This window comes from Peribacillus sp. FW305-BF15, assembly GCF_058783805.1.
In genome coordinates this window covers 55,402-67,802 of the sequence record NZ_JBYSYV010000004.1, presented here as the reverse complement: position 1 = coordinate 67,802, position 12,401 = coordinate 55,402, and the positions used below count along the sequence as shown (strand labels likewise).

Here is a 12,401-nt window from a genome sequence, read left to right as displayed (position 1 = left end):
TGAATATCATGACAACATTATCAGCAGAGCATCTTTCGCTCTCTTATGGGGCAACTCAAATCATTGATAATATCGATTTGGAAATTCCTGAAGGTAAGATCAGTATAATCATTGGTTCCAATGGTTGTGGCAAATCTACGATTCTGCGGTCCCTAGCTAGATTATTGATGCCGCAGCAAGGCACGATCTATTTAGATGGAAAGTCCATTCATCAGCAATCTTCCAAAGAAGTGGCCAAGAAATTGGCCATCTTACCCCAAGCTCCGGAAGCTCCGGAAGATATAACCGTTAAAGAACTATGCTATTATGGCAGGCATCCGCATAAAGGCTTATTTTCCAGACAAACCCCAGAAGATCATAGGATTGTCGAACGTGCCTTATCAGCAACAAAAATGACGGAGTTCGCTGATCGGACATTGGATGCCTTATCTGGAGGACAAAGGCAAAGAGCATGGATTTCGATGGCCTTGGTACAAGAAACCGACCTTTTACTGTTAGATGAACCGACAACCTATCTGGATTTAGCGCACCAAATTGAAATATTGGAATTACTGCGCGATTTAAACGAAACGTATGGACGCACGATTGTCATGGTTCTGCATGATTTGAATCAAGCGGCACAGTATGCCGATCATCTGATTAGCATCAAGCAGGGAAAAATCTATAAAGAGGGACCGCCTGAAACGGTATTCACAAAAGAGATGATCAAGGACGTTTTCAGACTGGAATGCTGCATTATTGAAAACCCTGTTGATCAAACGCCTCTATGCATTCCCATAGGTTTATCTCAGGATTAGAAAAACTATTTCTAATAAAGTTAGAGATGCATTTAGAGTCTATCGAAGGCAAAAAAACATCAGGGGGATTTCCCATCCCCCTGATGTTTTTTTGTTCTTATTTATTTCCTGGGGCAGGTTGATCGACCCCTGTAATTCTATGTCTATGCCCATCATCTTCCGTTGTATAAAAATCATAGTAATGAACATGCATTCCATTTCCAACCGGAATGGGCGGTCCCGAATATGCCTTATAATAATGGGAATGTCCATCCTCAAATAACACATATCCTTCAGTATAATGAATATGTCCTCCCTCTTGTGCTGAAATTGGCGGGGATGTTACATCTAAACATTGATGGACATGGCCGTCCGCTATGGAAGTATAATCAACAGATCCATGATTGTGATGTGGTACAAACCCAGATACAAAATCATTTTTTCCTACCTTATTCAATCTCTACACCCCTTGTACATAATAAAAAAACTTTTATAAAACATATGCTTGGAACAACAAGAAGATTCTTAACGACAAATTTATGGAAGGAGGGATTAAAACGTGGAAAACCAGAATCATAATATAATAATTCCACAGTTTTGTTAAAATGGAAAGACTTATATATTAAAGGAGACTATTATTTTGGAAGCCAAATGTATTAAATTCTATGAGTTTGGGGATCCGCAAACGGTTTTAAAGGTTGAAAATAAATGTATTCAAAGACCTTTCGAGGGGGAAGTCCTCGTCCGGATGATCACACGTCCCATTAATCCGTCTGACTTGCTGCCCATTCGCGGTGCCTATTCCCACCGAATCCCCTTGCCTTCCATACCTGGTTATGAAGGGGTCGGCATTGTTGAAGAAGTGGGTCCAGCAGTTTCGAAAGAGCTGATAGGCAAGCGTGTTCTGCCCTTGCGCGGTGAAGGGACCTGGCAGGATTTTGTTAAAACATCAGCGGAGCTGGCCATCGTCATTCCGGATTCGATTGAAGACCATATAGCAGCGCAATTATATATAAACCCGGTAACCGCATGGCTAATCTGTACAGAAGTATTAACTTTGAAACCGGATGATGTATTACTCGTAAATGCTTGCGGATCTTCCATTGGCCGTATACTCGCCCAGTTATCCAAGATTCTTGGATTTAAGCTGATTGCTGTAACGAGAAACGATAAGTATACGGAAGAACTGCTTAAACTTGGTGCTTCATATGTGATCGATACATCCCGATCATCATTGCATGATACAGTAATGGAAATGACGGGTGGGCGCGGCGCGAAAGCGGCCATAGATTCAGTGGGCGGCATCGATGGTTCAGAACTAGCTTTTTGCGTACGGCCTAATGGCACCTTATTGACGATTGGCCTTTTATCAGGACAGTCAGTGAATTGGGCGGAAATTTCACGAAGGACAAAAGTGGATGTTAAAATGTTTCATCTTCGGCATTGGAATCAGCAGGCTTCCGTTCGAACTTGGCAGGAAACATTTAACCTTTTGATGGGGTTCATTGCTGATGAAAAGTTGAAGTTCATGATGCCCTATTCCCACTACAGCCTTCAAGATGTTAAGGAAGCGATTATTGTCACGAGCAATAAAGGGAAGATATTTTTAAGCAGCTGATTTCACAAAGGATAACCATTTAATTGAAGCATTTATCTTGGTGCTCTTCCAATAGGTTCCTAAGGTAAAGTGAAATGGCCCCTGATAATATGGAATTACTTGATTACCTGTAAGGTGCTAGTTTAGAATGCGGAATAGGACATGTTGATACTGATACGACTTTGGAGGAAATACTTATGAAAACAATATATGTGAGTGCTACATTTTTTACGATGGACAAGGAAAACCAAATCATTGAAAACGGCATGATGATTGTACAAGATCATACCATATCCTACATTGGCCAGCATGATGAACAGCAATTGGCAGATGCAGATCATGTGGTCAACCTTGGCGGGAAATGGATCATGCCAGGCCTTGTGAATGCCCATTCGCATATTGTAATGACCCTTTTACGCGGTATCGGGGACGATATGCTGCTGAAGCCATGGCTTGAAACGAAAATATGGCCGATCGAAAGCCAGTTTACAACGGAAATCGCCTCTGTAAGTTCACAGCTAGGCATTATGGAAATGATGAAATCAGGAACCACGACATTTTCGGATATGTTCAATCCTAATGGAATAGATGCCGGTGCCGTCATGGAGACGATAGGCGAAACAGGAATGCGCGGAGCCTTTTCCTATACGATTTTCAGCTTGGGTACCGAAAAAGACCAAAAAGCGAACCTCATGGGGGCTGAGCAGTTTTCAAAAAACTATAAAGCATTTGCCGATGGCCGCCTGACTACCATGGTCGCACCACATAGCCCATATGCCTGCACGCCTGAAGCGATCATGGAAAGTGCACGAATTGCGAAAGAGAATGATTTGATGGTGCACATCCACGTATCGGAAACGGACTTTGAAATCCTCGACATCGAAAAACGTTACGGATCCCGTCCTGTCGAGCACCTCCGCCGTCTAGGCCTGTTCGATCAGCCGACCGTCATGGCACATGGTGTGGTCCTTAATGATGAAGAGCGGGCGATCCTAAAACAGCATGATGTTCGCGTTGCCCATAATCCAATCAGTAACCTGAAGCTCGGATCTGGGATAGCAGATGTCGTCAGCCTTCTTGATGCAGGCATTAAAGTGGGGGTGGCAACAGATGGCGTTGCCTCCAATAACAACTTCGATATGTTCGAAGAAATGAGGACAGCCGCATTACTGCAAAAAGGAATGTATAAGGATGCCACAAAATTCCCTGCCCAAACAGCACTCGCCATGGCCACAAGAATGGGCGCCGAAGCGATAGGCATGGGTCACACAGGATCACTGGAAGCTGGTAAAAAAGCAGATTTCATCACCATTTACCCATATAACAAAGAACACCTGCAGCCACTGAGTGAAGCCTATTCGCACCTGCTCTATGCAGCACGCGGAAATGACGTATGTGATGTATACATTGATGGAAAAGTGGTAGTGAAGGATGGCCGATGCTTAACGATCGATGAAGAAAAAGTAATCGCCGAAACCAATCGTCTGCAAGGAACCCTATCACGATAACACTGATGGGAAAACGACCGGATGCACAGAAGAAGGAGCTGTTATTGCAGCTCCTTTTTATATGGACTCAATGAAGGGCCGGGAAGGGGGTGGAGGACGAATTAATCTGGTTTAGGTCAACAGAAAAAGCAAATATAAAAGGAGGAGAAACGCGGAATAGAATGATATTAAGAAGTGGGGTACTTTAATATAACTTGTCACTATCACAGTAGGTTTCTGCTTGCTTAGCATATTCCACATTTGAAGAATTTCTTCTATTAATACAGTAATAAGGGTGAGTATAAGGTAAAAAGAGAGTCTACTAAAGATCCTTTACAATAAACCGATATACTATGTGAAATTGGTTATATTACACATTGTTTATATTAAGGGGTAATAAAGTATCCTTTAAAAAAATAATCCCAAATGTGTAAGTATAAAAATCCATAAAAAGGGGGTAGTTTTTATAAATAAATATAAGAGGAGTGCAAACTTACACATTCTAAAAACTGAATATTCTAAATCTATGGTAATTTTTTATTTGGAAAATTAGTTGAATTACAAACTAGGAGGATTCAAATGTTCAAGAAAATACTATCAACATTAATAGTGCTAACTATAATTATTTCAACAATGCCAAATTCTTCTAATGCCAATACAAAAGCTACTGAAGTTTATAGTGTACAACAAGAACTTTTAGAAGAGTTACAAGATAAATATAACAATGTAGGTGAATTCCTAGAAGATAACTTCACAAAAGAAGAGATCAATGTAATCAAAGATGAATACGTCAAGGAATTCGATGAGGATCTTGATTTAAATCAAACTATTACACCTAGGGCTTTAAGTTTTTTTGTTCAGGTTCTTGCCAATGCTCTTGGAGCTATCCTTGCTACTGCTGCCGTATTTTCTCTTTCCTCGGCAACAACTTGGTTGAAAAATAGAATACAAAAAGATGGAGCTGAGACTTCAACTTGTGGGCAAGTGAAAATATCTGGTAAGAATTTCAATCCCTCTAATAGAGCGTACTGGATAGGTTCTGGTTACGCTAATTCTCCTGATAAAGTGAAAGCCCTTCAAGAATATATCAATCGAGCAAAAATTGGTCACACCCTTACTACTGATGGTATTTATGGACCTAAAACTGATAAAGCTATACGCGCCCTTCAAGGAAAGATGGGTTTAACAAAAGATGGTATTGTAGGTACAAATACTTGGATGAAAATGGGCGGGAAAAATAATGTTGTTTGTAGATAATTTATCAGAGGAGGGGTCTCTCTGGGGTCCCTTCCCCTTAATTTAAATGAGGTGAATCGTGAAAAATAAAAAGGAAGAAATAATATTGGTTGATAACTTAAGCTACACAATAAAGAATAAAAAAATTTTAAAGAATATAAATATGCAAATTAAAAGGGGAGATAGAATAGGCATAGTTGGCCCTAACGGAGTAGGTAAGTCAACGTTATTAAAAATAATTTCTGGCATCCTTGTTCCGACTTGTGGAACTGTTGAGATAGAGGATTCATTATTAAACTCTATAGGAATTCATCTGACCGATGAACTTCCTCCCTATTTATTAGGAATAGATTATTTAAAGTATTGTGGAACTTTAAGAGCTATGAATAACGAACAAATAGAAGCCTCTATTAAACAGGTAGGTCAAGTATTAGAAATTACATATTTGAATAAAAAAATAAAGGAGTATTCTCAAGGAATGAAAAAAAGGGTAGCATTGGCTGGAGCTCTTATACATTCTCCTCCTTTCGCTCTCTTTGATGAACCTACAAACTTCCTGGATTATATAGGGAAGGAGCGATTCTTAAATTATCTAAATAAACAAAAAGGTCGTACGTATATAATTACAAGTCATGATGTTAATGAACTCTATAAAATATGTAACAAGATAATCAAAATTAATAAGGGACAAGTTGTGGAAACTATTCATACAAATATAGACCAAAAAATGTACAAGATCTATGTTGATAGATTTGTTGAAGATCTTAATATCCAAACTACAGGTAATAGTTACTATAAGGTGGTTTCAAGAAAAGAAATACACCAAACTATTAATACTCTAATTAAAATGAAAGTGATCATAATGGATATATCAATAATTAATTGAAGGTGTTAAAATGAAAGATTTAATGTTACTAGAAATAACGAATGCAATTAGGTCTCGTAGATTAATAAGTATAATAATATCTTTATTGATAATATGTATAGTTAGTTTTTCAGCTTATATTTTGTTAGAGGGGAATGATTTAATACAAAGTATAGACTTTTTATTTGCTTTGAATTCGCAGATATTATTCCCTGTAATATTTAGTAGTTTTATAATTGCATCTTTTATAAGTGATTTCACACATGGGAAGGCATATTTGATCAATTTATCTACAATTAAAAAAGATAAAATTTTCATCTCTAAGATTTTGGTAAATGTAGTCCTGATATTAATTAGTATTGTAGTTATTGTTAATTTGTACCTCACATTTAGCTTTATTTTTCACAATCAAAGTTATGCTTTTATTGGATTTCTTAAATTTAATATATTTGAAGTTTTTTTAAGAACTAACATTATATTGGCTTGTACATTTTTTTATATATTAGGTTTCTGTTTATTAGGTCTTATTGTCTCATTAATAATCCCAAAATTTTCAGTTGCGATTCTATTTATTATTCTTATTAGCATATCTCATACAATATTTCCATTACCTGTTTATTTATCAAAGTATCTCTTTTTATCTAGTTATAATACCTATTCAGCTATTCAGTTTATAGATTTTCCTTTGTTTCGAATTTTGGAAGCAACTTTAATAAATATAATTAGTACTATTATTTTATTAGGAGTATCAACATTTGTTTATGTTAAAAAATTTTCAATAAGGAATGTTTAAAATGCATAAAACTATTAAATATTTACTTGCATCTTTATTAATATTTATATCTTTATTATTATATTTAAATTTAGTAGATAATGATAAGGAATCTGTAATTTCTGAAAAGGAAGTACAAAATGAATTAAAAGAAACGGTAAATAATATTGAAGAATATATAGTTGAACACCCAGATGATTTATCAGCCTTAGATGAGGCAGTGTATTTACAATATGTGTTAGGTAACTATAATGAGGCGATAGAGTTAGGAATAGAACTGATAGATAAAGACCCAGAAAATTATATGTCTTACTTTAGAATGGCTAACATTAAAACAAAAATAGAGGAATGGGATGAAATGATACATTATATGGAAAAAGCCCACGATATAGAAAAATCATCTCATATGCTATATTATCTTTCAACAAGCTATATTGTTAAAGATGCAAATTATGCTTTAGAATTATTAAATAAACTAGATAATTATCAGATGGGATCAGAAAGAAAATTCCTTAAAAATTACAAGACGGCTCTAGAAAAGTATACTAAGGTAAAAAATTTTGAAAATATAAATGATTTGGTCGAATACATTCCTGATAATGTATTGATGAACTGCTAGTCCAAGATGGAATTAAAACATCCCAATCTTCAGATGACATTTCTAAACTTAAAAAATTGAGTAAACATTTAAATGAATAATTTAAATTCATTTTTTAAAAGCATTACAACTAGTTTTGTGATTAGTTTATTAGTTTTGGTTATTTTGGCAAGCATTTATCATATATTATGGAAAAATAATAGAACGGAAGCATTGTTAAAAAGTGAAGTACACCAGTCTTTTGATGAGGTGAAAATTTTTAATTCGAAAAATAATGAATTGAATAATCTAATCATTAAAGAGGTAAGGGATCTTAATAAAGAGTTATCTAATATTTTTGGGAAGATAGATACAAATGCTGGGTTAAATATAGTGATTTTTGAGAAATTGGAGGAATTACAAAAGTATGGGGAATTAGAAGATATCGGAGCTTTTTTTGATAACAATGCTAATTTAATTGCCTTGGTATCACCCGATTCCCTTTATAGAGAAGCAGATGAATGGTTCTTTAGAAAGGATTTACGCCACGAGTATACACATTATTTTTTGGCTAAATATCTTATAGAAAAAAAAATTAAAGACGTTCCGAAATGGTTCGATGAGGGGGTGGCCGAGTACGTTGCAGTTACCATGGATGGGGTTGAGGCTACGGATCCGTTAAATGAAGTTATTAATTTTGAATTGTTGAAGAGTAGGGAAGATTGGGCAAGGCAAAGAAGAAATCATAAAGAGTTATATCCTCAATCACATTATGGAATTAGGTATATTATCGAAAAAAAAGATTTAGACATATTAAAGAAAATAATAGATGACAGCTATGATTTAGGTTTCTCAAAATCCTTCAAAAGACATACTAACATTGAAATCAATGAATTACATAAGTTCATCAATTGAAGTCAATTGAAGTATTACAGATGCTGAAAGGTTGTTTTCGTTAATAGAAAAAGGAGGACAAGATGAATGGACAGGGAATCTTCATTATTAAAAGAGCATTTGTATCAGCTGGAGGAGAAATTGTTAAAATCTGAAGTTCGTACATCTCCAGAAGAGCTTTCATCCTTATTGAAAGATGATTTCTTTGAGTTCGGCAGTTCGGGTAACATATGGTCAAAAAGCGATTTTATGGGGCAAGAGGGTGCCGGAGCGGTGAACATGACCCTAAGTCAATTTGAGATGCATCCATTGTCTGATGATACCGTGTTAATTACATACCGGATTTTTGATGAAGATAAGCTGGAACATACCTTAAGAAGTTCAATCTGGAAATGTGCGAATGGAAGATGGCAGATGTTTTTTCATCAAGGCACAAAAACAAAAGGGCCCCTTTAAGACTATTATTTATGAAAAAGAAAGTTTTCCCTGCTTGAAAACTATTTCACTAAAATGATAAGGGTGGATGAAGTTGATCTTTCGTACCATTGATACGGACAAAGATAAAGATACTATCATTAAATTCCGGAAAGATTCCTTTATTGTAAGTTTTGGAACTGATGCGGGTTTTGGAGATGAACATGCCTATCTGCAACGAATGGAAGAAAGGGTACGCAAATTTCCGGATGGACAGGTGATCATTGAAAAGGACCAAGAACGGATTGGACAAATGGAACTTCAAATTCGTGAGTATGAAGGAACTGAAATTGGCTATGTGAATCTATTTTATCTTATTTCCGAATACCGCAGTAAAGGCCTTGGCAAGGAATTGGTCCGCTACGCAGAAAACTTTTTCAGGCAATTTAATGTATCCGAATATCACTTAAGGGTTTCTCCGGATAATCAAAGGGCGATTTCTTTATATACGAATTCAGGCATGGTGAAGATAAGGGAAGAAAATGAAAAATACCCTGTATGGAGAATGAGCAAATCATTATAAAAGTAGAAATATAAAATATATTGATATAATAAAAAAAGTATCGATTCACTATACTATGAAACTATTTATCGCGATGAAAAATATGGTTGACTTTAGCGAAATTAGAATATATAGTGAAGGACATAATTAAATATAACGTTAATTCTTATCAAGAGATGTGGAGGGACTTGGCCCTATGATACCTCGGCAGCGGGTTTTTACTTTTGTAAAAATACTGTGCTAATTCCAACGGACGAAAGTTTGAAAGATAAGAAGGAGCTTTTCTTAGATAATTAATTTAAGAGTTTACTCTTTTTTATGTCTAAAAGAGGCCTCTTCTGTCTGATGACGGAAGAGGCCTCTTTTGTTTATTCAAAATGTATATGGTTATTTTGAGAATGGGTGCAATTACTCGTGAGTTTCGCGCAATAATCGTGAGTTTGGTGTAATTATTCGTGAGTTTGGCGCAGTTACTCGTGAGTTTGGTGGATTTACTCGTGAATTTTGCAGTTTCACTCCTGAATTTTAACTCTATCATTATGAAACGTTGCAAAGCTCTTCTCTCTGGATAAGGAATTCGTACAAATAAACAGCATGGGGGGAGATTGGATGATTGAGTTTCAGGATGTTAAAAAGGTTTATCAAACAAAGAAACAGACTGTCGAGGCTTTGAAGGGCATTGATTTGACAGTGGAAAAGGGGGATATATTCGGGGTAGTCGGTTATAGCGGGGCCGGAAAGAGTACGTTGATCAGGTTGGTCAATTTGCTTGAACATCCTTCAGATGGTTCGGTGATTGTTGGTGGCAAGGATTTAACCAAATTAAGCCCGAAGGAATTACGGGCAGAAAAGAAAAAAATCGGGATGATCTTTCAGCATTTCAACTTATTAAACTCAAAGACTGTTTTTGATAATATTGCTATGCCGCTGGTTTTATCGGGAACTCCGGCTAAGGAAATTCAAAAACGTGTAGGCGAGCTGTTGGAGTTCGTTGGCTTATCGAGCAAAGCAAAGAGTTATCCGGAACAATTATCCGGCGGGCAAAAGCAGCGGATCGGCATTGCGAGGGCATTGGCTACGAATCCATCGATCTTATTGTGTGATGAAGCTACGTCGGCATTGGATCCACAAACAACGAGTGCAGTTCTGCAGCTCTTAAAAAAAATTAATAAAGAATACAATATCACCATTTTGCTAATCACTCATGAGATGTCTGTCATTCGGGAAATTTGCAATAAGGTAGCGGTCATGGAGGGCGGCTGCGTCGTTGAACAAGGTTCGGTTTTCGAAGTTTTTGCCAAGCCGCAAACGGATATTGCAAAAAACTTCGTGAGAACGGTCATACATGACGAAATTCCACAAAGTTTCTTAAAAAGCATAGGGTCCCATATCCCGATTATTTGGAAAATTAATTTTATTGGAACTACTTCGGGTACTCCTTTACTTTCAACCATCTCGAAGAAATATGATGTTCATTTAAGTGTCTTATCAGCCAATATTTCTGAAATCCAGGAAACGCCTTTCGGGAATTTGATCATCGAAGTGACCGGGAGCAAAAATGAGGTCGACAAGGCTTATCAATATATTAAAGATGAGGGGATTCTCGTCCAGGAGGTGCAAGTATAAATGGGTAATACGCTTTGGGGTATGGAAATAACGGCAGACCAGCTGTCGACAGCTTTCGGTGACACACTTTATATGGTAGCCATCTCATTGATATTTTCCGGATTGATCGGGCTTCCGCTCGGTATCCTGCTTGTCATTACAAGAAAGGGTCACATCCTGGAGAATAAATGGATTTTTAATGTATTGAATCCGATCATCAATATCCTGCGGTCCGTTCCTTTCATCATCTTGCTTGTAGCACTCATTCCGTTTACAAGAATGATTGTCGGCAGTGCGATCGGAACGAATGCGGCCATTGTTCCGCTAATCTTTTACGCGGCTCCTTATATTGCCCGGCTTGTGGAAAACTCGCTGTTGGAAGTGGACAAAGGGATCATCGAGGCAGCTCAGGCGATGGGGGCGACAACATGGCAAATCATTTACCGCTTTTTGATTCCCGAGGGACTTAGTTCGTTAATCCTGACATTTACAACAGCGACAATCGGGCTTGTTGGATCTACGGCGATGGCAGGTGCTGTCGGTGCAGGCGGGGTCGGGGATTTAGCCTTGGCTTACGGTTACCAAAGGTTCGATACGATGACGATGATCGTCACAGTGGCGGCGCTCGTGATCATCGTTCAATTATTGCAATCCACCGGGAACTTTGTTTCAAGAAAAATAAGAAGAAGATAAAACGAACAGGAGGCAGGAAAAATGAAAAAAATCTTATTAACGATCATTGTATTGGCATTGGCCATCGTGGCTGCAGCATGCGGGAACGATGAGGGTGCATCAGGGAGTTCGGATGATGTGAAAACTGTGAAAGTCGGTGTCAGCAGCGGGGATACGAGAACATGGGAATACATTGTCGATTTGGCGAAAGAGGAAGGACTTAATATCGAACTGGTCACTTTCAATGATTATATCCAACCGAACCTTGCGTTAAGCGAAGGTGAAATTGATGCCAATTCATTCCAAACCGTCGCCTATTTCGATGAATTCGTTCAAGATCAAAATCTGAAATTGGAGGCCATCGGGTCGACTGTCATTGCACCTATGGGCCTTTATTCGAAAAAACATAAAAGGCTCAAAGATCTTCCGGATGGTGCTACGATAGCCGTTCCGAATGAAGCAACAAACTTTGGCCGGGCACTGCTCCTGCTTCAGGAAGCTGGATTGATTACATTGAAAGAAGAATTCAATGGATCGGGATCATTGGAAATCATTAAGGAAAATCCGAAAAACTTGAAAATCCAGCCTGTTGCTGCCGGCAATACACCGCGTCTATTGGATGATGCCGATGCTTCAGCCATCAATAATAACTTTGCCGTCGAAGCAGGCCTTACATTAAAAGATTCTTTATTCCATGAAAGTAAAACGGCGAAACCATATATTAATATCATTGCAGTTAAAAAGGGAAATGCCAATCGTCCTGAGCTGCAAAAATTAGTGGAGCTTTATCAATCGAAAGAAGTGGAAGCGTTCATTGAAAAAACGTTTAAAGGAAACACCATTCCTGCCTATGTTTCTGTAGATGAATTAGTGAATTATCAAGACGCTTGGACAAAACCAGCTAATGAAAAGTAATGGATGCATTCAAGAAAAAGGGGAGATTA

The 12,401-nt window shown here is 37.5% G+C and carries 13 protein-coding genes and 1 riboswitch; of the genes, 12 read left to right on the top strand and 1 reads right to left on the bottom strand.

Annotated features, from left to right (window positions below):
- Window positions 1-8: 8 nt before the first annotated feature.
- Window positions 9-797, top strand: coding sequence for an ABC transporter ATP-binding protein (locus AC3WLU_RS05245; protein WP_063575205.1), 789 nt, complete (start codon window positions 9-11; stop codon window positions 795-797).
- A gap of 97 nt (window positions 798-894) precedes the next feature.
- Here the strand turns inward: AC3WLU_RS05245 and AC3WLU_RS05240 are convergent, their stop codons facing one another.
- The gene (locus AC3WLU_RS05240) at window positions 895-1,233 is read right to left on the bottom strand and encodes a YmaF family protein (protein ID WP_098863897.1); all 339 of its coding nucleotides are present in this window, start codon (window positions 1,231-1,233) and stop codon (window positions 895-897) included.
- Window positions 1,234-1,416: 183 nt separating this feature from the next.
- Between AC3WLU_RS05240 and AC3WLU_RS05235 the strand changes: the two genes are divergently transcribed.
- The 11 genes from AC3WLU_RS05235 to AC3WLU_RS05185 all read left to right on the top strand — a co-directional run bounded on the left by AC3WLU_RS05235 (window position 1,417) and on the right by AC3WLU_RS05185 (window position 12,372).
- Complete coding sequence (locus AC3WLU_RS05235) at window positions 1,417-2,394, top strand: zinc-dependent alcohol dehydrogenase family protein (RefSeq protein WP_492596919.1); 978 nt, start codon at window positions 1,417-1,419, stop codon at window positions 2,392-2,394.
- Window positions 2,395-2,570: 176 nt separating this feature from the next.
- Entirely contained in the window at window positions 2,571-3,881 is a 1,311-nt protein-coding gene (locus AC3WLU_RS05230; protein WP_492596918.1) for an amidohydrolase family protein, read from the top strand.
- 558 nt (window positions 3,882-4,439) lie between these two features.
- A complete protein-coding gene (locus AC3WLU_RS05225; RefSeq protein ID WP_413004657.1) occupies window positions 4,440-5,117 on the top strand; it encodes a peptidoglycan-binding domain-containing protein in 678 nt (225 codons plus the stop codon).
- A gap of 58 nt (window positions 5,118-5,175) precedes the next feature.
- Window positions 5,176-5,982 carry an ABC transporter ATP-binding protein gene (locus tag AC3WLU_RS05220; RefSeq protein ID WP_492596917.1) on the top strand — a complete coding sequence of 269 codons (807 nt, stop codon included), beginning with the start codon at window positions 5,176-5,178 and terminating at the stop codon, window positions 5,980-5,982.
- Between the two features lie 773 nt (window positions 5,983-6,755).
- A complete protein-coding gene (locus AC3WLU_RS05215; protein WP_492596916.1) occupies window positions 6,756-7,352 on the top strand; it encodes a tetratricopeptide repeat protein in 597 nt (198 codons plus the stop codon).
- A gap of 72 nt (window positions 7,353-7,424) precedes the next feature.
- Window positions 7,425-8,225, top strand: a complete 801-nt coding sequence (locus AC3WLU_RS05210) for a collagenase (RefSeq protein WP_413004663.1) — start codon at window positions 7,425-7,427, stop codon at window positions 8,223-8,225.
- A gap of 66 nt (window positions 8,226-8,291) precedes the next feature.
- Entirely contained in the window at window positions 8,292-8,660 is a 369-nt protein-coding gene (locus tag AC3WLU_RS05205) for a nuclear transport factor 2 family protein (protein WP_034304172.1), read from the top strand.
- A 67-nt stretch (window positions 8,661-8,727) separates the two neighbouring features.
- Entirely contained in the window at window positions 8,728-9,201 is a 474-nt protein-coding gene (locus AC3WLU_RS05200; RefSeq protein ID WP_440438450.1) for a GNAT family N-acetyltransferase, read from the top strand.
- 142 nt (window positions 9,202-9,343) lie between these two features.
- A riboswitch (SAM riboswitch) is annotated at window positions 9,344-9,455 on the top strand.
- A 334-nt stretch (window positions 9,456-9,789) separates the two neighbouring features.
- Window positions 9,790-10,806 (top strand): methionine ABC transporter ATP-binding protein, encoded by a 1,017-nt coding sequence (locus AC3WLU_RS05195; protein ID WP_106026237.1) that lies wholly within the window; start codon window positions 9,790-9,792, stop codon window positions 10,804-10,806.
- Window positions 10,807-10,827: 21 nt separating this feature from the next.
- Window positions 10,828-11,478, top strand: a complete 651-nt coding sequence (locus AC3WLU_RS05190; protein ID WP_048687362.1) for a methionine ABC transporter permease — start codon at window positions 10,828-10,830, stop codon at window positions 11,476-11,478.
- Window positions 11,479-11,499: 21 nt separating this feature from the next.
- Window positions 11,500-12,372: a MetQ/NlpA family ABC transporter substrate-binding protein gene (locus AC3WLU_RS05185; RefSeq protein WP_492596915.1), complete on the top strand. Its 873-nt coding sequence runs from the start codon at window positions 11,500-11,502 to the stop codon at window positions 12,370-12,372.
- The last annotated feature ends 29 nt before the right edge of the window (window positions 12,373-12,401 follow it).

Excerpts from the sequence above, each read along its gene's own strand:
- AC3WLU_RS05245 (WP_063575205.1), top strand. The coding sequence starts at position 9 with ATGACAACATTATCAGCAGAGCATCTTTCGCTCTCTTATGGGGCAACT.
- AC3WLU_RS05230 (WP_492596918.1), top strand. The coding sequence starts at position 2,571 with ATGAAAACAATATATGTGAGTGCTACATTTTTTACGATGGACAAGGAA.
- AC3WLU_RS05225 (WP_413004657.1), top strand. The coding sequence starts at position 4,440 with ATGTTCAAGAAAATACTATCAACATTAATAGTGCTAACTATAATTATT.
- AC3WLU_RS05215 (WP_492596916.1), top strand. The coding sequence starts at position 6,756 with ATGCATAAAACTATTAAATATTTACTTGCATCTTTATTAATATTTATA.
- AC3WLU_RS05210 (WP_413004663.1), top strand. The coding sequence starts at position 7,425 with ATGAATAATTTAAATTCATTTTTTAAAAGCATTACAACTAGTTTTGTG.
- AC3WLU_RS05205 (WP_034304172.1), top strand. The coding sequence starts at position 8,292 with ATGGACAGGGAATCTTCATTATTAAAAGAGCATTTGTATCAGCTGGAG.
- AC3WLU_RS05200 (WP_440438450.1), top strand. The coding sequence starts at position 8,728 with ATGAAGTTGATCTTTCGTACCATTGATACGGACAAAGATAAAGATACT.
- AC3WLU_RS05195 (WP_106026237.1), top strand. The coding sequence starts at position 9,790 with ATGATTGAGTTTCAGGATGTTAAAAAGGTTTATCAAACAAAGAAACAG.
- AC3WLU_RS05190 (WP_048687362.1), top strand. The coding sequence starts at position 10,828 with ATGGAAATAACGGCAGACCAGCTGTCGACAGCTTTCGGTGACACACTT.
- AC3WLU_RS05185 (WP_492596915.1), top strand. The coding sequence starts at position 11,500 with ATGAAAAAAATCTTATTAACGATCATTGTATTGGCATTGGCCATCGTG.